The organism is Streptomyces auratus (assembly GCF_050433025.1).
Taxonomy (GTDB): Bacteria; Actinomycetota; Actinomycetes; order Streptomycetales; family Streptomycetaceae; genus Streptomyces; species Streptomyces sioyaensis.
In genome coordinates this window covers 1,008,856-1,029,487 of the sequence record NZ_JBNGCB010000001.1, presented here as the reverse complement: position 1 = coordinate 1,029,487, position 20,632 = coordinate 1,008,856, and the positions used below count along the sequence as shown (strand labels likewise).

General features: G+C 72.9%; 16 protein-coding genes and 1 pseudogene. 10 read left to right on the top strand and 7 right to left on the bottom strand.

Annotated features, from left to right (window positions below; genetic code table 11):
- Positions 1 to 61 precede the first annotated feature (61 nt).
- The 4 genes from BKA18_RS04235 to BKA18_RS04220 all read left to right on the top strand — a co-directional run bounded on the left by BKA18_RS04235 (position 62) and on the right by BKA18_RS04220 (position 3,041).
- Positions 62 to 472 carry a DUF742 domain-containing protein gene (locus tag BKA18_RS04235; RefSeq protein WP_366048463.1) on the top strand — a complete coding sequence of 137 codons (411 nt, stop codon included), beginning with the start codon at positions 62 to 64 and terminating at the stop codon, positions 470 to 472.
- A gap of 192 nt (positions 473 to 664) precedes the next feature.
- A complete protein-coding gene (locus BKA18_RS04230; RefSeq protein WP_366048462.1) occupies positions 665 to 1,534 on the top strand; it encodes an alpha/beta fold hydrolase in 870 nt (289 codons plus the stop codon).
- 57 nt (positions 1,535 to 1,591) lie between these two features.
- Positions 1,592 to 2,203 carry a TetR/AcrR family transcriptional regulator gene (locus BKA18_RS04225; protein ID WP_366048461.1) on the top strand — a complete coding sequence of 204 codons (612 nt, stop codon included), beginning with the start codon at positions 1,592 to 1,594 and terminating at the stop codon, positions 2,201 to 2,203.
- 226 nt (positions 2,204 to 2,429) lie between these two features.
- Complete coding sequence (locus BKA18_RS04220; RefSeq protein WP_006607155.1) at positions 2,430 to 3,041, top strand: GTP-binding protein; 612 nt, start codon at positions 2,430 to 2,432, stop codon at positions 3,039 to 3,041.
- A gap of 70 nt (positions 3,042 to 3,111) precedes the next feature.
- On the opposite strand, the gene glpK is transcribed toward BKA18_RS04220, so the two are convergent.
- From glpK to BKA18_RS04200, 4 genes and pseudogenes are all read right to left on the bottom strand, one after another.
- Entirely contained in the window at positions 3,112 to 4,650 is a 1,539-nt protein-coding gene (glpK, locus tag BKA18_RS04215; RefSeq protein ID WP_366048460.1) for a glycerol kinase GlpK, read from the bottom strand.
- A 71-nt stretch (positions 4,651 to 4,721) separates the two neighbouring features.
- Entirely contained in the window at positions 4,722 to 5,489 is a 768-nt protein-coding gene (locus tag BKA18_RS04210; protein WP_006607153.1) for an MIP/aquaporin family protein, read from the bottom strand.
- Positions 5,490 to 5,758: 269 nt separating this feature from the next.
- Entirely contained in the window at positions 5,759 to 6,937 is a 1,179-nt protein-coding gene (locus tag BKA18_RS04205) for a lipid-transfer protein (RefSeq protein WP_366048481.1), read from the bottom strand.
- Positions 6,938 to 7,117: 180 nt separating this feature from the next.
- Positions 7,118 to 7,558: pseudogene (locus BKA18_RS04200) on the bottom strand (Zn-ribbon domain-containing OB-fold protein); the annotation flags it as partial.
- 184 nt (positions 7,559 to 7,742) lie between these two features.
- Here BKA18_RS04200 and BKA18_RS04195 point away from each other — a divergent pair.
- The 4 genes from BKA18_RS04195 to BKA18_RS04180 all read left to right on the top strand — a co-directional run bounded on the left by BKA18_RS04195 (position 7,743) and on the right by BKA18_RS04180 (position 11,820).
- Positions 7,743 to 8,831 carry an ABC transporter ATP-binding protein gene (locus BKA18_RS04195; protein ID WP_366048459.1) on the top strand — a complete coding sequence of 363 codons (1,089 nt, stop codon included), beginning with the start codon at positions 7,743 to 7,745 and terminating at the stop codon, positions 8,829 to 8,831.
- Positions 8,832 to 8,945: 114 nt separating this feature from the next.
- Positions 8,946 to 10,121: an ABC transporter substrate-binding protein gene (locus tag BKA18_RS04190; RefSeq protein WP_366048458.1), complete on the top strand. Its 1,176-nt coding sequence runs from the start codon at positions 8,946 to 8,948 to the stop codon at positions 10,119 to 10,121.
- A complete protein-coding gene (locus tag BKA18_RS04185; protein ID WP_366048457.1) occupies positions 10,088 to 10,984 on the top strand; it encodes an ABC transporter permease in 897 nt (298 codons plus the stop codon). Before BKA18_RS04190 ends, BKA18_RS04185 begins: the two co-directional genes overlap by 34 nt.
- 23 nt (positions 10,985 to 11,007) lie before the next feature.
- Positions 11,008 to 11,820 carry an ABC transporter permease gene (locus BKA18_RS04180; RefSeq protein WP_366048456.1) on the top strand — a complete coding sequence of 271 codons (813 nt, stop codon included), beginning with the start codon at positions 11,008 to 11,010 and terminating at the stop codon, positions 11,818 to 11,820.
- A 274-nt stretch (positions 11,821 to 12,094) separates the two neighbouring features.
- Here BKA18_RS04180 and BKA18_RS04175 read toward each other — a convergent pair whose 3' ends face one another.
- Both BKA18_RS04175 and BKA18_RS04170 read right to left on the bottom strand, forming a co-directional pair.
- The gene (locus tag BKA18_RS04175) at positions 12,095 to 12,895 is read right to left on the bottom strand and encodes a M15 family metallopeptidase (protein ID WP_366048455.1); all 801 of its coding nucleotides are present in this window, start codon (positions 12,893 to 12,895) and stop codon (positions 12,095 to 12,097) included.
- 58 nt (positions 12,896 to 12,953) lie between these two features.
- Entirely contained in the window at positions 12,954 to 15,350 is a 2,397-nt protein-coding gene (locus tag BKA18_RS04170) for a glycoside hydrolase family 31 protein (protein WP_366048480.1), read from the bottom strand.
- A gap of 307 nt (positions 15,351 to 15,657) precedes the next feature.
- Here BKA18_RS04170 and BKA18_RS04165 point away from each other — a divergent pair, with 307 nt between their 5' ends.
- Positions 15,658 to 17,688, top strand: coding sequence for an acetoacetate--CoA ligase (locus tag BKA18_RS04165; protein WP_366048453.1), 2,031 nt, complete (start codon positions 15,658 to 15,660; stop codon positions 17,686 to 17,688).
- A gap of 211 nt (positions 17,689 to 17,899) precedes the next feature.
- Entirely contained in the window at positions 17,900 to 18,829 is a 930-nt protein-coding gene (locus tag BKA18_RS04160; RefSeq protein ID WP_366048452.1) for a hypothetical protein, read from the top strand.
- A 97-nt stretch (positions 18,830 to 18,926) separates the two neighbouring features.
- Here BKA18_RS04160 and ptsP read toward each other — a convergent pair whose 3' ends face one another.
- A complete protein-coding gene (ptsP, locus tag BKA18_RS04155) occupies positions 18,927 to 20,597 on the bottom strand; it encodes a phosphoenolpyruvate--protein phosphotransferase (protein WP_366048451.1) in 1,671 nt (556 codons plus the stop codon).
- Between the last annotated feature and the right edge of the window lie 35 nt (positions 20,598 to 20,632).

Sequence of the window (20,632 nt, the reverse complement as noted above, 5' to 3'; positions counted from 1 at the left end):
GCGAGCTCATCGTCCAGAGGTGCGCGCCTCGCGGGTGCGAGGGCGAGGGCGAGGTTCAGGCATGAGCGAGCAGGACGGCCGGGCGCCGCGGGACGAGACGGCCCGCTGGTTCGACGACGACGCGGGCCCGGTCGTCCGCCCGTACGCGATGACCCGCGGCCGTACCCGTACGGCCGCCGAGGGACGCCTCGATCTGATCGCGCTGGTGATCGCCGAGAGCCGCGCGGACGAGGCGGTCGACGATCAGATGCTGTCGCCCGAGCATGTGGAGATCGTGGAGCGGTGCCGGCAGGAGCCGCTGTCGGTCGCCGAGGTGGCGGCCGGACTCGACCTGCCGGTCGGCGTCGTACGGGTCCTGATCGGGGATCTGCTGGATGCGGACCTGGTCCACGTCAGCCGGCCGGTACCGCCGGCCGAGCTGCCGGACGAGAAGGTGCTGCGCGAGGTGATCGACGGCCTGCGCGCGCTGTGAACTCCCCGCGGTCCGGTGGCCGCCGCCCGCCGGCTCGTTCGGTCGGGGCGGCGGCCCTTTGAACTCCCGCAGGGCCGGGGCGGATACCGGTTCCCGTCGTGCCGTCCGCGGGCAGGGGCTTCGTCGAGCACGACGCAAACGCCGGGGTACGGTGCCTGTTGAGCAGCTGTCAACAGGAGGAGACGCGTCGCCATGGCCACGGACGAGACCCCGGAACCCTTCGAACGCCTGGAGATCCAGGCCGGCCCGCACACCTACGACGCACTGGCCTGCGGGCCCGCCGACGGGGAGTTCGTGCTGCTGCTGCACGGCTGGCCCGAGTTCGCCGATTCCTGGAGCGAGGTGCTCCCCGCCCTGGGCACGGCCGGCTACCGCGCCGTCGCCGTCGACCAGCGAGGCTACTCCCCGCGCGCCCGCCCGCCGCGGATCGCCGACTACGCCGTACCCGAACTCGTCGCCGACGCCCTGGCCTTCGCCGATTCCCAGGGCGCCGACCGCTTCCACCTCGTCTCGCACGACTGGGGCGGCATGGTCGCCTGGGCGCTGGCCGGCGCCCACCCCGAGCGGCTGAAGTCCCTGACCGTGCTGGCCACCCCGCACCCGGACGCGCTCAACCGCGCCGCCGCCACGGATGCCACCCAGCACGACCGGCTCGACTACGTCCGCTTCTTCCGCCGCGACGACGGCGCCGCGGAGTCCGCGCTGCTCGCCGACGACGCCGCCCGGCTGCGCGCCGCCTATGCCGGCAAGGTTCCCGACGCCCTCGTGGACGGCAATGTCCGCCGGCTCTCCGCACCGGGCGCGCTCACCGCCACCCTGAACTGGTACCGCGCCCCCGAGTCGGTCATCTCGATCCCGGCCGGCCGGATCAGCGTCCCCACCCTCTTCCTGTGGGGCAGCGAGGACACCGCCCTGGGCCGCGGCGCAGCCGAGTCGACGGGGGAGTGGGTGGACGGCCCCTACCGCTTCGAGGCCCTGGACGGCGCCAGCCACTGGCTGCCCGAAGAGGTCCCCCACGTGGTCGCGCCCAAGATCCTGGACCATCTGGGGCAGTACGCCTGAGCCCGGGACGGGCCGGGACCCCTCGGCGGCCCCGGCCCGCCGCCGTACACTGCGCGCATGTCGGGCAGACGCACCACCCGACTCACCTCCGATCAGCGCAGGGAGCAACTGGTCGGCATCGGGCTGGAGATGCTCGCCGACCGCTCCCTGGACGAGCTGTCCACCGATGAGGTCGCCCGGCGGGCCGGGATCTCCCGCGGACTGCTCTTCCACTACTTCGACTCCAAGCGCGACTTCTACCGCGCGGTGGTCCGCGCCGAGTGCGACCGCTTCACCGCCGCGACGGAACCGGACGGCTCCCTGGAACCGGTCGCCTGGATGCGGGCCTTCATCGCGGGCTTCGTGGCGTACGTCCTGGAGCACCGGCAGGCGTACCTCGCCCTGGTACGGGGCGCCGCCGGCAGCCACCCCGCGGTCGCCGACATCGTCGGCGTCACCCGGGAGACCGTCGCCCGCCGGGTGCACGACGGCAGACGGCGCCTCGGTATGCCGGACGCCCCGCAGGCCGAACTCGCCACCCGCGCCTGGATGGCGTTCGCCGAGGAGGCGGCCACCACCTGGCCGGCGGAGCAGCCCGGCGCCCGGGACGAGCTGTGCGCCTTCATCGAGTCCAGCCTGGTGCAGCTGCTGGGGCTGCTCGACCGGCCCCAGGTCCTCACCCCGCGCTGAGCGCCCGCCGGAGCCCGGTCCACCCGCGCCAACGACCGTGCATGGCGCCCTTTTGGGCAGGTTGGCGGCCTTGGACCCCTGGTGTAACCGGGGCGTGATGCATCTCAAGTGGGACCCGTGCTGAGCACGTTGTACCGTTCCCTTGCACGTGCCGCCTCGTGCGCCGACGCCCGGGGAGCAAGCGTGAGCTCCACCCGCACACCCGGCAATTCAGGAGAAGAATCCCATGGCCTTTGGGCGTTCCGATCGTCGCCGCCGGTCCGCCGCCGCCGAGCCGGTGACGCTGAAAATCCTGGTCGCGGGCGGCTTCGGGGTCGGCAAGACCACCCTGGTCGGTGCCGTCAGCGAGATCCAACCGCTGCGCACCGAGGAGCGGCTGACCGAGGCGGGCCGGCCGGTCGACGACCTCGACGGTGTGGAGGCCAAGACGACCACCACCGTCGCGATGGACTTCGGCCGGATCACCGTCAACGAGGGGCTGGTGCTCTATCTGTTCGGCACCCCCGGCCAGGACCGCTTCTGGTTCCTCTGGGACGAACTGGCGCGCGGTGCGCTCGGCGCCGTGGTGCTCGCCGACACCCGCCGGCTCGCCGACAGCTTCTCCGCCATCGACTACTTCGAGCGCCGCGGGCTGCCCTTCACGGTCGCCGTCAACTGCTTCGACGGCGCCGACCGCTATCCGCCGCAGGCCGTGCGCGAAGCCCTGGATCTGGCCCCCGAGATCCCGGTGATGCTGTGTGACGCCCGGCTGAAGAACGACGCCCGCGATGTGCTCATCTCCGTCGTCGAGCACGCGAGGGAGGCCGGCGCCGGCCGGCGGGAGCCCGCGCTTCCCTGACGGGGCGCAAAAGCACGGCCCGTACCCCGCCGTCCGGGGTACGGGCCGTACGTCTCTCCTGTGACGAGCCCTAGGACTCCGCCGAACCGTCCGGTGCCAGCCAGCCGAAGCTGCGCTCCACCGCCTTGCGCCACTGGGCGAACTCGCGGTCGCGGGTCGGCCCGTCCATCCGCGGAGCCCACTCCTCGTCGCGCTGCCAGTGGGTCCGCAGCTCGTCCAGGTCCTGCCAGACACCGGTCGCCAGCCCGGCTGCGTACGCCGCCCCCAGACAGGTGGTCTCCGAAATCACCGGGCGGATCACCGGTACGCCCAGCACATCCGCCTGATGCTGCATCAGCAGGCTGTTGGCGGTCATCCCGCCGTCGACCTTGAGCCGGGTGATCCGCACCCCCGAGTCCTGGAACATGGCGTCCACCACCTCACGGGTCTGCCAGCTGGTCGCCTCCAGTACGGCGCGCGCCAGATGCGCCTTGGTGACGAAACCGGTCAGACCGGTGATCACCCCGCGGGCGTCGGAGCGCCAATAGGGCGCGAAGAGCCCGGAGAACGCCGGGACCACATACGCCCCGCCGTTGTCGGGGACGCTCGCCGCCAGCGGCTCGATCTCCTCGGCCGAGGCGATGATGCCGAGCTGATCGCGGAACCACTGCACCAGGGCGCCTGTGATGGCGATCGACCCCTCCAGGCAGTAGACCGGTGCCTCGCCGCCGAGCTGGTAGCCCATGGTCGTCAGCAGCCCGCTCTTGGACGGGACCGGGCGGTTGCCGGTGTTCAGCAGCAGGAACGAGCCGGTGCCGTAGGTGTTCTTGGCCTCGCCGACGCCGTAACAGGTCTGGCCGAAGACGGCCGCCTGCTGGTCGCCGAGCGCGGCGGCCACCGGCACCCCGTGCAGCTGCCCGACCGCCGTGCCGTACACCTCGGCCGACGACCGGATCTCCGGCAGCATCGCGGCCGGCACGTTCATCGCCGACAGGATCGCCGGATCCCACTGCAGGGTGGAGAGGTTCATCAGCATCGTGCGGCCCGCGTTGGTCACATCGGTGACATGCACCCCGCCGTCGGTGCCGCCGGTCAGATTCCAGATCAGCCAGGAGTCGATGGTGCCGAACGCGATCTCGCCGCGCTCGGCCCGGGCCCGCAGCCCCGGCACCTCGTCCAGCAGCCAAGCCGCCTTCGGCCCGGAGAAGTAGCTCGCCAGGGGCAGCCCGGTGGCCTCCCGGAAACGGTCCTGGCCGTCCGCGCCGCCCAGTTCCGCGCACAGCTGGGAGGTCCGGGTGTCCTGCCAGACGATCGCATGGTGCACCGGCCGGCCGGTGGCGCGGTCCCACAGGACCGTGGTCTCCCGCTGGTTGGTGATGCCCAGCGCACTGAGCTGGTCCGCGCGCAGCCCCGCCTTGGTCAGCGCACCCGCCACCACGGCCTGCACCTTCGACCAGATCTCGGTGGCATCGTGCTCCACCCAGCCCGGCTTGGGGAAGATCTGGCGGTGCTCGCGCTGGTCGACGGCGACGATCGCCCCGCCGTGGTCGAAGATGATGCAGCGGCTGGAGGTGGTGCCCTGGTCGATCGCGGCTACATATTTCTCGGTCTTCCCGGTGTGCTCCGTCATGCCGTCACGCCTCCTGGCGTCCTGGTGAGTGGGTGCAGCGGGGCTGGGGCCGTCCGTGCGACACGCCGGGGTCAGAACGCCAGCCGGAAGACCAGGCCGGACAGCACCGCGCCGATCAGCGGTCCGGCCACCGGTATCCAGGCGTAACCCCAGTCGGAGGAGCCCTTGTTGGGTATCGGCAGCACGGCGTGCACCAGGCGCGGACCGAGGTCCCGCGCCGGGTTGATGGCATAGCCGGTGGGCCCGCCCAGCGACAGCCCGATACCGACCACCAGCAGCGCGACCAGCAGCACATTGATCCCCGAGCCGTAGACCCCCGCCTGGGCGCCGGGGACCTGGCCGATGCCGATGCCCTTGTTCTGCCCGAAGCACAGCAGCGGCAGCACCAGCCCGGCGGTGGCGATGACCTCGGTGACGAGATTGGCGGCCGGCTTGCGTATCTCCGGGCCGGTGGAGAAGATCCCCAGCGTCGGCTGGGCCGTGGCCCGCTCCGCGTTGGCGGCGAACTGCGCGTAGTACAGCGCCCAGGCGAGGACGGCTCCGACCGCCGCGCCGATCATCTGCGCCAGGACGTACAGCGGCACCTTCGACCACGGGGTGCCGCCCGCGATCGCGGAGCCGACCGTCACCGCGGGGTTGAGATGCCCGCCGGACAGCGGTGCCGCGGTGTAGGCGCCGGCCAGCACGCCCATGCCCCAGCCGAAGGCGATCACGACCCAGCCGGCGCCCTTCGCCTTGGAGTGGTGCAGGGTGACGGCGGCGCACACACCGGCGCCGAAGAGAATGAGTATCGCGGTACCGATCACTTCACCGACGAAGATGTCCCCATTGGTATACATGGCGGCTCCTAGGCCCTCGCCCGGGGGACGTCCCCCGGTCCTGCGTGCAGGGTGCGTGCCACCGGCGGGCAGCGGGCAGCGCTGCCACCGGGCCGGGGTGCCTGAGTACGGCAGTGCCGACTGGCATCCGGAAGTGTTCACCGGTGCTGAGGGGGCGTCAAGGTCGCGTGCGGCAGAGGTTGTTGATGTCTGGGGACGGCGACGCGACGGGCCCGGGCGCACCCGTCAGCCGCCCGCTCCCGCACCCTCCTGGACCGCACTCACCGCACTCACCGCACCGCCACTACCGCCGACCCGTGCCCGAACAGCCCCTGATTGGCGGTCATGCCCACCCGGGCGCCGGGCACCTGACGGCCGCCCGCCGCTCCCCGCAGCTGCCAGGTCAGCTCACAGACCTGGGCGATCGCCTGGGCCGGCACCGCCTCGCCGAACGAGCTCAGACCGCCGCTGGCATTCACCGGCAGCCGCCCGCCCAGCGCCGTCACCCCGTCCCGCAGCAGCCCGGCACCCTCACCCGCGCCGCACAGCCCCAGATCCTCGTACCACTCCAGCTCCAGCGCGGTGGACAGGTCGTAGACCTCGGCCAGCGAGAGGTCCTCGGGGCCGATCCCGGCCTCCTCGTAGGCGGTGCGCGCGATCGAGGCCCGGAAGCCGGTTGCGGGCTCCGGTACGGCGGCCGCGGAGTCGGTGGCGATGTCCGGCAGGTCCAGCACGGTCCGCGGGTACTGCGGGGTGGCCGTGGAGACCGCGCGGATCCGCACCGGATCGGCCGCGCCGTGCCGCTGTGCGAAGTCCATGCTGGTCAGGACGAGGGCGGCGGCGCCGTCGGAGGTGGCGCAGATGTCCAGCAGCCGCAGCGGATCGGCGACCACCGCCGAGGCCGCGACCTCCTGTGCGGTGACCGGCTTGCGGTAGCGGGCGTACGGATTGACCGCGCCGGCCGCCGCGTTCTTCACCTTCACCTGTGCGAAGTCGTCGGCCGTATCGCCGTACAGCGCCATCCGGCGGCGTGCGTACAGTCCGAAGTACGCCGGGTTGGTGGCGCCCAGCAGCCGGAACCGCAGCCAGTCCGGATCGTCGGGCCGGTCACCGCCCGCCGGGGCGAAGAAGCCCTTGGGCGCGGCGTCGGCGCCGACCACCAGGACCACGTCCGCCAGGCCCGAGAGGATCTGCGCCCGCGCGGTGCCGATGGCCTGGGCGCCGGAGGCACAGGCCGCGTAGACGCTGGTCACCCGGGCGCCCTGCCAGCCCAGGGCCTTGGCGAAGGTCGCGCCCGCCACATAGCCGGGGTAGCCGCCGCGCACCGTGTCCGCCCCGACCACGCTCTGCACGGCACACCAGTCGAGCCCGGCGTCCGCGAGCGCCGCCCTGGCCGCCTTGGTGCCGTACTCGATGAAGCTGCGGCCCCACTTGCCCCAGGGGTGCATTGCGGCGCCCAGTACGGCTATGTCGTGGGGTGGGGGGACTGGGGGGCTCGGGGGGGTTTGGGGGCGCCTTCTGGCTTGGGGTTGGGTTGCGCCGGAGGTTTTTTCCCCGGAGGTTTTTTCCCCGCCGCCCACCCCCCTTCGGGGGGTGGGCGGGTGTAGCGGTGAGGTTTTCGCGCCAACGCCTCCGCCCCCCACCCCCCGCCCCACCCCCACCGGCCGCCACCGCCACGTGATCCAGCTGTGCGCGTCATCCTCGTCGAGCACCCCGGGCACCAGCTCCACCCGGGTGCCCACGGCCAGGTCCGCGACACCGACGCCCGGCGCGGCCTGCCCGAGGACCACCATCCGCTCCGCCGCCAGCTCCACGGCGACCAGGGCGTACGGCTGCCACTCGGTGTCCGGGTCGGAGACATACGGGGCGGGCGGTCGATAGCGCGCATCGGTGTACGACCAGACGGTGCCGTGCCGGGACAGTGGCACCTCCTCCAGCTCATCGCCGCCGCACGCGGGATTGCGGCAGAAGGTGTCCTCGCGGGGGAAGAACACCGCGCCGCAGGCCCGGCACCGGGTACCCAGCAGCCGGAAGTCCGCCGCGTCCTGATCGAACCACCCCGGCACCGCCGGCTTCCGCGTACGTGTCACGGACCCTCCCCAAGTGCGGACCGGGACGGCGGGCCGGCAACGGCGAGCCGGACGGCAGTGGACCGGCGGCCGGCCCTCCCGGAACCCCAGAACTGACGGGACGTCAGGAGTGTGGCACGGTGCCGCCCGGCACGGAACCCCGGTACAGTCCGGGCGATCACGTCGTTCACGAGGGGGAGCGCCCGTGGCTGAAGCCGCCCGCCCTGACGTCCGCACCGACGACCGGCCCGTCCGCACGGCCGCCGCACCCGCCGTACGGCTCACCGCCGTGCGCAAGGAGTTCGGCTCGGTGTGCGCCGTCGACCACGCCGAACTCGCCATCCACCAGGGGGAGTTCTTCTCCCTCCTGGGCCCCTCCGGCTCCGGCAAGACCACTCTGCTGCGGCTGATCGCCGGCTTCGAGCGGCCCACCTCGGGCCGTATCGAACTCACCGGCCGCGAGGTCACCGCACTCCCGGCCGCCCGGCGCGACGTGCACACCGTCTTCCAGGACTATGCGCTCTTCCCGCACATGACCGTCGAACAGAACGTCGCCTACGCGCTGACCGTCGCCGGGGTGCGCAAGTCCGAACGCCTCGCCCGCGCCCGCGAGGCCCTGCGCACCGTACGGCTCGACGACCACGGCCCGCGCCGCCCGGCCGAGCTCTCCGGCGGCCAGCGCCAGCGCGTCGCCCTGGCCCGCGCGCTGATCGACGGTCCGGGCCTGCTGCTGCTCGACGAGCCCCTCGGCGCGCTCGATCTCCAGCTGCGCCAGGAGATGCAGCGCGAACTGGTGCGCATCCAGCGCGCCACCGGCGTCACTTTCCTCCTCGTCACCCACGACCAGGAGGAGGCGCTGACCCTCAGCGACCGCCTTGCCGTCCTCGACCGCGGCCGGATCGCGCAGACCGGCCCGCCGCTGGAGATCTACGAACGCCCGGCCACCGCGTTCGTCGCGGGATTCGTCGGCACCACCAACCTGCTGAGCGGCCCGGCCGCGATCCGCGTCGTCGGCGCCCCGGGCACCTTCAGCATCCGCCCCGAGCGGATCCGGATCGCCGCTCCCGACGGCCCGGACGGCACCCCGGGGCCGGGGGAGCGGAGCGTGCCCGGCCGGATCACCGAGATCGTGCACGCCGGCGCCCACCTCCGCTGCGTGGTCCACCTCGACGGCGGCGACGACCGGCTCACCGCACTGCGGCTGAACTCCGGGCCCCTGCCGCCGGCCGTCCGTCCGGGCGCCGCCGTGCACCTGATCTGGCGCGCCGAGGACGCGTCCGCGGTGCCCGGCTGACCCCCCGTCGGGCACCGCACCGGTGGGCCCGCCGGCGAGGCGCTCTGGTGGCAGATGGTCAACTTCCGGATACTGACGGTGCTCGACAGCCGTGTGCGACAGCGGGAGTTCACCATGCGCAACGCGAATCCGTGGAAGGCCGCTCTGGCGGCCGGAGTACTGCTGCTGGCCGTGGCCTGCGGCTCCGGCGGGGGGAGGGGCGGCGGGGGAGCCGCCGAGCAGAAGAGCGTCGGCAAGGGCGAGGGCCGGGTCGACCTCATCGCCTGGGCCGGATACGCCGAGGACGGCTCCAACGATCCCAAGGCCGACTGGGTGCACCCGTTCGAGAAACAGACCGGCTGCAAGGTCAACACGAAGATCGCCGGGACCTCCGACGAGATGGTCTCGCTGATGAAGACGGGGCAGTACGACACCGTGTCCGCATCCGGCGACGCCACCCTGCGGCTGATCGCCGCGGGGGACGTGGCGCCGGTCAACACCCGTCTGGTCCCGAACTACCGCGACATCTTCAGCGGCCTCAAGATGCGCCCGTTCAACTCCAAGAACGGGAAGATGTACGGCATCCCGCACGGTCGCGGCGCGAATCTGCTGATGTACCGCACCGACAAGGTCTCCCCGGCCCCCGACTCCTGGAAGGCCGTCTTCGACGGCGCCGCCAAATACTCGGGCAAGGTCACCGCCTACGACTCCCCGATCTACATCGCCGACGCCGCCCTCTACCTCATGAAGACCCGCCCCGCCCTCGGCATCAAGGACCCCTACGCCCTGGACCGCACCCAACTCGACGCCGCCGTGACCCTGCTGAAGAAGCAGCGGCACAACATCGGCGAATACTGGAGCGACTACCAGAAGGAAGTCACGGCCTTCAAGGGCGGCGACAGCGTCATCGGCACCACCTGGCAGGTCATCGCCAACACCGCCACCGCGCAGAAGGCCCCCGTCAAGGCCGTCCTCCCCAAGGAGGGGGCGACCGGCTGGTCCGACACCTGGATGGTCTCCGCCAAGGCCGCCCACCCCAACTGCGCCTACAAGTGGCTCAACTGGATCGTCTCCCCGAAGGTGAACGCCCAGGTGGCCGAGTACTTCGGCGAGGCACCCGCCAACGCCAAGGCCTGCCGGGAGACCGCCGACCCCCACCACTGCGCCGTCTACCACGCCGACGACGAGGCCTACTACCGCCGGGTCCACTTCTGGACCACCCCCGTCCCGCAGTGCCTCGACGGCCGCAAGAACGTCAAGTGCACCGACTACGCGCAATGGACCCGCGCCTGGACGGAGATCAAGGGCTGAGCCGGGGCACGCCGGTGTCCGTCACCGCACGCGAGCCGGGCGCCCGGGCCCGGCTCGCCGCACTCCTCGCCCCGCCCCTCCTCTGGCTGATCCTCGCCTACCTCGGCTCCCTCGCCGTCCTCCTCCTCTCGGCCTTCTGGACCACCGACCCCTTCACCTCGGACGTCGTGCACTCCTTCACCGCCGACAACTTCCGGGAGATCCTCACCGACCCCGTGTACCGCACCGTCGCCCTGCGCACGCTCGGCATCGCCGTCGTCGTCACGCTCCTCGACGCCCTGCTCGCGCTACCCATGGCCTTCTTCATGGCGTGGGTGGCGACCGGCCGACTGCGCCGTGCCCTCCTGGTGGCCGTGCTCACCCCGCTGTGGGCCGGCTATCTGGTCAAGGCGTATGCCTGGCGGGTGATGCTCGGCGAGCACGGCATCGTCAATGCGGTACTCGCTCCGCTGGGCCTGCGCGGACCCGGATACGGCACGACCGCCGTCGTGATCGTGCTGGCCTACCTCTGGCTGCCGTACATGATCCTGCCGCTCCACGCCGCCCTGGAGCGGCTGCCCGCCCACCATCTGGAGGCGTCCGCCGACCTCGGTGCGGGCACCCTGCGCACGCTGCGCTCCGTGGTCGCCCCCGCCGTCCGCCCGGCGCTCCTGGCCGGCTCCGTCTTCACCTTCTCGCTCAGCCTCGGCGACTACCTCACCGTGCAGATCGTCGGCGGCCGCACCCAGCTGCTGGGCAATGTCATCGCCTCGCAGGTCACCCTCGATCTGCCGCTCGCCGCGGCGCTCTCCGCGGTCCCCGTCGTCCTCGTCGTCTGCTACCTCGCCGCGGTCCGCCGGGCCGGCGCGCTCGACTCGCTCTGACCGGTCCCGCAGGAGGCAGCCGGATGCATCTGACCCGCACCGCCCGCATCGTCCTCGGCTGCATCACGGCCGCCGGCCTGGCCCTGATCTACGTCCCGCTGCTCCTGGTCCTGCTCAACTCCCTCAACGCCGACCCCTCGTTCGCCTGGCCGCCCGGCGCGCTGACCGGTGAGTGGTGGCGGCGCGCCCTGCACAGCGCGGGCGCCCGCGATGCGCTGTGGACCTCGCTGCAGGCGGGCCTGTGGGCCACCGCCCTCGCCCTGGTCCTGGGCTCGCTCGCCGCCTTCGCCGTGCACCGCCACCGCTTCTTCGGCCGGCAGACCGTCTCGTTCCTGATCGTGCTGCCGCTCGCGCTGCCCGGCATCGTCACCGGCATCGCCCTCAACGCGGCGTTCCGCACCGTCCTGACGCCGCTGGGTATCGGCTTCGGCCTGTTCACGGTCGTCGTCGGCCATGCGACCTTCTGCGTCGTGATCGTCTTCAACAACGTCGCCGCGCGGCTCCGCCGGATCGGCCCGTCGCCGGCCGAGGCCTCCGCCGACCTGGGCGCCCGCCCCTGGCAGACCCTGCGCCACGTCACCTTCCCGGCGCTGCGGCCCGCGCTGTTCGCCGGGGCGCTGCTGGCCTTCGCGCTCTCCTTCGACGAGGTCGTGGTGACCACCTTCACGGCGGGCGCGGGCACCCGGACCCTCCCGATCTGGATCTACGAGAACCTGGCCCGCCCGCACCAGGCGCCGGTCGTCAATGTGGTGGCCGCGCTGCTCATCGCCCTGTCCGTCCTCCCCGTCCGGGCGGCCCAGCGGCTCTCGTCGGACCCGGCCGGCGGCCGCCTCTGAGGGCACCGGCGAGACAGGGGCATCAGCCGAAGGGACGACTTCGCAGTCCGGTGTCAACCGGACGCGGCCGGCCCGCGTCCCTCACAGCAGGGTTCGGGGCACGGGATCCACGGGGGTGGTTCCGTGTCCCCGGACCATCACACCCGGTAACGAGCACGCGGGGTTGCCCGACCACCACAGGCCCGACCACCACAGGCCCGACCACCACAGGCCCGACCACCACAGGCCCGCCCGACCAGGCCCGCCGACCGGCCTCCCCGACAAGGGGCCCCGGTCACTGCACCGGAAAGTCGAAGTAGGTGTCCGGAAAGGTCTCCGGCGTGAAGGTGAAGTGCCACCACTCCTCGGGGAGATTCACGAAGCCGGCCCGCTCCAGCCCGTGCTTGAGCAGCAGCCGGTTCGCCCGCTGCCGCCCGTGGATGCGCGGATCGAGGGTGTGCGCAAGCGTGTCGAAGCAGTCGAAGCCGGTCCCCATGTCGAGCGAGTTGTCCGGGAACCGTCCGGCCCGCGGCCCGTAGCAGGACGTCAGCGGCTCGCCCGGCACATACGGGCGGGTCGGCACGGCCGGCAGCCGCACCAGCGTCACATCGAGCGTACTGCCCCTGCTGTGCCCGGACTTGGCCGCGATATATCCGTCGTCGAACAGCTTCGCCTTGTCCTCGCGCGGATAGAACTCGGCCTTCATCCGCTGGTCGCCGAGGTCCTTGGCCCACCGTACGAAGTGATCCACGGCGCGCTGCGGCCGGTAGCAGTCGTACACCTTGAGCGACAGCCCGCGCCGGAGGAAGGAGCGCTGGGCCCGGTGCAGCGCCCGTGCGGCGTCCCGCGTCAGCAGGCACACCGGCCTGCGGTAGCCGTCCACCGGTAACCCCATGAAGTTGTGCGGGGTGGGGTAGCGCATCTCCTGGATGATCGTGGGGTCCACCTCGCGCAGCGCGACGAACTCCTTCGGCATCCCGGACGACGGCACCGGCCGGCGGGCGGCCTCCGCGGCGGACGACGGCACCACGGTGACGGTCAACAGGGCGGCGGCAGCGACGGCCAGGCCGCGCAGTGCGGCAGCAAGTCTCGGCATGGCCCTCCGTTTACCAGGCGCGGCACCCGGAGCGGAAGCCCCTACGCATGCCCGGCCACTACCCGTCCGTCAGTCCCCGCACCCGCACCGGATACCCCACCGCGCCCCCGTCCCGCCGTTCCACGACCACCCGGTCGCCCTCCCGCCGCGAGGTGAAGCGCTCCACCGTCGGCCGCTGCCAGCCGTCCCCGGCATCCGGCACCACCAGCCCGCTGCCGCCGCGCCCGGCCGCCGGTGCCCACACCTCCAGCTCCGTCCCACCGTCCGACCCGGCCACCGGCACCACCGCACCGGCCCGTGCCAGCACCGGAATCCGCGACAGCGGCGCCTCCACCCACACCTGCCCGGGCCCGTCGTAGGCCCGCCCGGTCGCGGTGTCGTACCACCGGCCGCGCGGCAGCCGCACCGGCCGCCGGGTCACCCCCGCCGCCAGCGCCGGCGCCACCAGCAGCGCGTCCCCCAGCAGAAAGGCGTCCTCGCAGTCCCGCAGCGCCCGGTCCCGCGGCGTGCTCCACCACACCGGCCGCACATACGGCGCCCCGGTCAGCCGCGCCAACTGGCCCAGCGTCTCGAAATAGGGCAGCAGCCGCTGCCGTTGCCCCAGCGCCGTACGGGCATGCTCCAGCACCTCGGCCCCGAACTCCCACGGCTCCCGCCGCCCCGCCCCCAGCGCCGAGTGCGTACGGAACAGCGGTAGGAAGGCGCCCAGTTGGAACCACCGCAGATACAGCTCCGGGGACGGCCGTGCGGTGAACCCGCCGATATCGGGACCGCTGTACGGCACCCCGCACAGCCCCAGCCCCAGCACCAGCGACAGCGAGGCCCGCAGCCCCGGCCAGTCCGTCGCCACATCGCCCGACCAGGTGCCGCCGTAGCGCTGCATCCCCGCCCACCCCGAGCGGGAGAAGAGGAACGGCCGCTCGTCCGGGCGCAGTTCGCACAGCCCGTCGAAGCCGGCCCGCGCCATCGCCAGGCCGTAGACGTTGTGCGCCTCCCGGTGGTCGCCGCCCCGCCCCTCCAGCGCATGCCGCGCCGAGCGGGGCAGCGTCCGCTCCCCGAACGCGGCAAACGAGACCGGCTCGTTCATGTCGTGCCAGAACCCCCCGAAGCCCTGCGCCAGCCGCTCCGCGTACAGCCCGCCCCACCACTTGCGCACCCGTGCCTCGGTGAAGTCCGGGTACATCGACTCACCCGGCCACGCCAGCCCGCGCACCTCCCGCCCCCGCGCGTCCCGTACGAAGGCGTCCGCCGCGGCCCCGCCCTCGTACACCGCGTCCCCCGGCTCCGCCTTCACCGCGGGATCGACGATCGACACCAGCCGCACACCCTCCGCACGCAACTCCCGTGCCAGACCCGGCAGATCGGGATAGCGCTCCGGATCGACGGTGAAGACCCGGTGCCGGTCGTGGTGATCGATGTCCAGATGGACGGCGGACAGCGGAAGCCCGCGCTCCGCGTAGCCGGCGACCACGCTGCGCACCTCGTCCTGGCCGGCGAATCCCCACCGGGCGTGCTGATGCCCCAGCGCCCACAGCGGCGGCAGCGCGGGCGCCCCGGTCAGCGCCGTCCAGCCCTGCAGCACCCGGGCCGGGGTGCCGGCCAGCACCCAGTAGCGCAGCGGCCCGCCGTCCATCCGCAGCTCACAGGTGCCCGGCCGGTCATGACCCGAGCCCGCCCCCTCCGCGCCCTCGCGCAGCGTCACCCGGCCGTCCCAGGAGTTGTCGTGGAAGACCAGATGGGTACCGGCGTCCGCCACCACCAGCTGAACCGGCATGGTCAGCGACAGCGGATCGTCACCCGGCGCGAAGGCACCGCCCGGGTCCGTGTTCCACAGCCGGTACACCCCGTCCCGCAGCCGCGGCCCGTGCGCCCGGCCGCCCAGCCCGAAGAACCGGGCGTCGGCCGCGACCTCCGCGCGCTGCACCCAGCGCGCGGCGCCGGCACCCTCGGGCGGTCCGGCGCGCCCCTCCGAGCCGTCCTCGCTCGCCCTCTCCCACCAGCGCGGCGGCAACTCCCGCCGCAGCACCGCCCCGCCGGGCGTCCGCACCTCCACCGCACCGTGCCGGGAGACCACCACCAGCACCCGCTCGGAGACCACCCGCCAGCCGCCCTCCGTATCGGGTTCCAGCACCACCCGCGCATCCACCTCGGGACACGCCCCCGCCAGCGCATACGACGGCTCCGGCGCGGCGCCGTCCCAGCCGCAGAACACCGCACCGCCCGCCGCCACCCGAACCCGCAGCGACGACCGCGCGAAATGGATCACCCCGCCGCCCGGCTGGGGCTCGGCGCCGCGCGCCGCCCCCGGCACCCGCGCCCGCTCCGCCACCCGCCGCGGCAGCGCCAGGGCGTCCGCCCGCCGCGACCGCCACGCCGCGCGCACGGACCGCAGCCCCTGCGCCGGCCCGACCGCCTTGATCATCCGTACCGACCGCACCAGATCCCGCCCGTCCATGCCGGTCAGCCTGCCATTGACGACCGGGTGCGCGGGCACCGTTCAACTGCCGTTCACCTGCACTGGGTCACGCTCGGCCACCTTCGGGCCCGCGGATCGCCCCGCCATGGCCGGATTCCGCCGCGTCCCGGCACCCGTTGGCCGGACCACCTCCGCCACACCCCGAATGTGGCCGGCCCACCCTGGTGCAGGAGTCGATCACATGGCATCGTCCAGGCGAACCGTGTCACGCGCACACGACAGGGCGGGGGACCCCCACCGTCGTGTGCGCCCGACGCACACGACGCGTACCGTCCGGGAGCCCATCATGACCACCGCACCGCAGTCCGCCCCACAGCCGGAACCCCTCTGGCAGCCCGGCCCGGACCGCATCGCCGGCGCACAGGTCACCCGCTTCCACACCTGGGCGGCCGCCCACCACGGCGCTCCCGCCCCCACGTCCGGCGACCCCGCAACGAGCTACGCCGACCTGCACCGCTGGTCCGTCGACGACCTCCCCGCCTTCTGGCAGGCCACCGCCGAGTGGTTCGACGTCCGCTTCGCCACGCCCTACGAGGCCGTGCTCGCCGACCGCACGATGCCCGGCGCCCGCTGGTTCCCCGGCGCCACCCTCAACTACGCCGAGCACGCCCTGCGCGCCGCCGAGGACCCGGCCCGCGCCGACGCCCCCGCGCTGCTCCATGTCGAGGAAACCCATGAGCCCACGCCCGTCACCTGGACGGAGCTGCGTGCCCAGGTCGGCTCGCTGGCCGCCGAGCTCCGCCGCCTCGGCGTCCGCCCCGGCGACCGCGTCAGCGCCTACGTCCCCAACATCCCGCAGGCCGTCGTCGCGCTGCTGGCCACCGCCGCGGTCGGCGGGGTGTGGACCTCCTGCGCCCCCGACTTCGGCGCCCGCAGCGTGCTGGACCGCTTCCAGCAGATCGAACCGGTCGTCCTCTTCACCGTCGATGGTTACCGCTACGGCGGCAAGGAGCACGACCGCCGCGACACCGTCGCCGAACTCCGAGCCGAACTCCCCACCCTCCGGGCCGTCGTCCACATCCCGCTGCTCGGCACCCCCGCCCCCGAAGGCGCCCTGAACTGGTCGGACCTGACCACCCAGGACACCGAACCGGTCTTCGAACAGGTCGACTTCGACCACCCCCTCTGGGTCCTGTACTCCTCCGGCACCACCGGACTGCCCAAGGCCATCGTCCAGTCCCAGGGCGGCATCCTGCTCGAACACCTCAAGCAGACCGGCCTGCACTGCGACCTCGGCCCCGACGACCGGTTCTTCTGGTACACCTCCACCGGCTGGATGATGTGGAACTTCCTCGTCGCCGGCCTCCTGGTGGGCTCGACGATCGTGCTCTACGACGGCAGCCCCGGCCACCCCGACATCTCCGCCCAGTGGCGGGTCGCCGAAGCCACCCGCGCCACCGTCTTCGGCACCTCCGCCGCCTACGTCATGGCCTGCCGCAAGGCCGGTATCCACCCGGCCCGCGACCTCGACCTCTCCGCCATCACCTGCGTCGCCACCACCGGCTCCCCGCTCCCGCCGGACGGCTTCCGCTGGCTGCACGACTGCTTCGCGGAGAGCGGCGCCGACCTCTGGACGGCCTCGGTCAGCGGCGGCACCGACGTCTGCAGCTGCTTCGCCGGCGCCGTCCCCACCCTCCCGGTCCACATCGGCGAACTCCAGGCCCCTTGCCTCGGCACCGACCTGCAGGCCTGGGACCCCCAGGGCAAGCCCGTCATCGACGAGGTCGGCGAACTCGTCGTCACCAACCCCATGCCGTCCATGCCCACCCGCTTCTGGAACGACCCCGACGGCACCCGCTACCACGACAGCTACTTCGACATGTACCCCGGCGTCTGGCGGCACGGCGACTGGATCACCGTCACCTCCCGCGGCAGCGTCGTCATCCACGGCCGCTCCGACTCCACCCTCAACCGCCAGGGCGTCCGGATGGGCTCCGCCGATATCTACGAGGCGGTCGAACGGCTCCCCGAGATCCGCGAATCCCTCGTCATCGGCCTGGAACTCCCCGACGGCGGCTACTGGATGCCGCTCTTCGTCCACCTCGCCCCCGGTGCCACCCTCGACGACGCCCTCCGCGACCGCATCAAGCGCACCATCCGCGAAGAGCTCTCGCCGCGGCACGTCCCCGACGACATCATCGAAGCCCCCGGCGTCCCGCACACCCTTACCGGCAAGCGCATCGAGGTCCCCATCAAACGCCTCCTGCAGGGCACCCCGCTCGACAAGGCCGTCAACCCCGGCTCCGTCGACAACCTCGAACTGCTCCGCTTCTACGAGCGGGTGGCCCGCGACCGCGCCGCAGACGGCGCATCGTAGGTCGGCGGGAAGGCGGGAAGGCGGGAAGGCGGGAAGGCGGGAAGGCGGGAAGGCGGGAAGGCGGGAAGGCGGGAGGGACCGGTCCGGGCGCCGGACTCCAGGCACCCCAACGTTCCCGGCGCCGGAGACCCATTGTCAGACCCCCCGATTACTCTCGGTGACGAGTGGAGTGCGACCGGCGCACCCACTCGGAGCACACCCAGGGGGAATCATGACCTTCACATCCCGGCCCACCGACCGGTCCGCCGCCCGCCGCACCCTCCGCCGCGAGGTTCCCAGCACCGCCGCCATCCTGGCCGACGAGCAGGACTTCACGGCCATGCGCCGCTACCGCACCTTCCCCTTCGACGACCACAGCAGCTACCTCCGGCAGATGGAGACCCTGCTGCGCTCCCTCACCTCCCAGGGAGTGGTCACGACCGTCGGCCTCTTCGACCCGGTCGCCTACGAGAAATACTGCGCCCACCTCGCCCTGGACCCGGATCGTCCCGACAGCCGCAGCCGCTATACGGCCGAAGCTGCCCGCACCGGCACCACCCTGCTCTACGAAGGCGGGCCGCTGAGCCGGCTGCTCCCGCTCCTGGTCGAAGAGGCCGACCGCCGGGCGCACTGGGACCACGCCTCCGCCCTGCTGGCCCGCGCCGGCACCTGCGAGGAGTGCGGCGAAGACCTCTCCCGTGCCGCCTTCAGCCGCGCCACCCACGCCGTCCGCCAGCTCCTGACCTCCCTCGGCGAGGGCACCCACCACCTCGTCTGCTCCCTCGCCGCAGGCGAGCCGTCCCTCCTGGCGGTGCTGCACACCACCGCCCGCGACGGCGCCCGCCCCCAGCTCGCCGAGCACGAGACCGTCGTCTTCTGCACGGTCCTCGCCGCCGGCCTCGCCCTGCGCACCCCCGGCGGCATCGTCTCCCGCACCACCAGCGGCCCCACCGGCCGGAACACCACCGAGGATGCCGCCCGTGAGACGGTCCGCGGCTGGTCCCTGCGCGACTCCTGGCCCCGCCCCCTGAGCGCCGCCGAGGTCTTCACCGCCTACTGCACCGACGCCGACACCGGCGAACCGATCCCGCCCGAGCCCGGCGTCGACTACGCCTCCGGCCTCCCCCTGACCCCGCCACCCGACCCCCACGACCACCGTTGACCGCCTCACCGCAGCCGCCCGTGCATGCACGACGGCCGCCCCGCCAGAAGGGCGGGACGGCCGTCAAAGCTCCTGCGGCGCCCAGCGCCGCGCGGGATCACTCCCCGGAGAGCACCGCCTGCGCGGCGGCCCGCGCATCCTCGGCGGTGTCCGCGGCGCGCGCCGCGGCCGCCGCACGCTCACACTGCGCCAGCGTGTGCTTGGACAGCGCCGCCCGCACATAGGGAATCGACGCCGCACCCATCGACAGGCTGGTGACCCCGAGCCCCGTCAGCACGCACGCCAACAGCGGATCGGAGGCCGCCTCACCACAGACACCACAGCTCTTGCCCTCGGCCTTCGCGGCCTCGGTCGACAGCGCCACGAGGTCCAGCAGCGCCGGCTGCCAGGGGTCCTGCAGCCGGGAAACGGCCCCCACCTGACGGTCCGCCGCGAAGGTGTACTGAGCCAGGTCATTGGTCCCCAGCGAAAGGAACTCCACCTCCTGCAGAATCGACCGCGCCCGGAGCGCCGCGGAGGGGATCTCCACCATCGCGCCGAACTTCGCCCGCAGCCCGGCCTCCCGGCAGGCATCCGCAAACGCCTTGGCGTCCGTCCGGTCCGCCACCATCGGCGCCATGACCTCGAGGTAGACCGGCAGCCCCTCGGCCGCCGTCGCCAGCGCCGAGAGCTGAGTCCGCAGCACCTCGGGGTGATCGAGCAGCGTCCGCAGCCCCCGTACACCGAGCGCGGGGTTCGGCTCATCGGCCGGCGTCAGGAACTCCAGCGGCTTGTCGGCACCGGCGTCGAGCACCCGCACCACGACACGCCCCTCGGGGAACGCCGCCAGCACCGTGCGGTAGGCCTCCACCTGCTTCTCCGCGGACGGTGCCTTCTTGCTGTCGTCCAGGAACAGGAACTCCGTCCGGAACAGGCCGACACCCTCCGCCCCGGCCCCGACCGCCGCGGCCACATCGCCGGGCCCGCCGACGTTCGCCAGCAGCGGCACCTTGTGCCCGTCGGAGGTGGCACCCGGACCGGACGATGCGGCCAGCGCCGCCTTCCGCTCCGCGGCCGCCCGCTCCATCTCCGCACGCTTCTCGGCGCTCGGCTCGACGAAGATCTCCCCGGTGCTGCCGTCGACGGCGATGACCGTGCCCTCGACCAGCTCACCGGCGCCCGGCAGCGCGACGACCGCCGGCACCCCCAGCGCACGCGCAAGAATCGCGCTGTGGCTGGTCGGCCCGCCCTCCTCGGTCACAAACCCGAGCACCAGCGTCGGGTCCAGCAGCGCGGTGTCGGCCGGCGCCAGATCCCGCGCGATCAGCACATACGGCTCGTCACTGTCCGGCACACCCGGCATCGGCACACCCAGCAGCCGCGCGACGATCCGGTTGCGCACATCGTCGAGGTCGGCCACCCGGCCCGCGAGGTACTCACCGGCACCGGCCAGCAGCGCCCGGTAGGCCGCGAACGCGTCGTACACAGCGCGCTCGGCGGTACTCCCGACGGCGATCCGCCGGTCGACATCGGCCATCAGCTCAGGGTCCTGAGCCATCAGGGCCTGTGCCTCCAGCACGGCCTGCGCCTCACCACCCGCCAGATTCCCCCGCGCTATCAGGTCCGCAGCAACAGCCTCCACGGCCTGGCGGGCACGCCCCTGTTCGCGCTCCGCCTCATCCGCCGGAATCTGCTTGGCCGGCGGCTCCAGGACCGCCGTCCCCATGTGCCGCACCTCGCCGATCGCCACACCGTGACTCACGCCGACGCCTCGCAGCGTTGTCTCCATTGCACCCGCTCCCGATGATGCGACGGCCTGGCCGC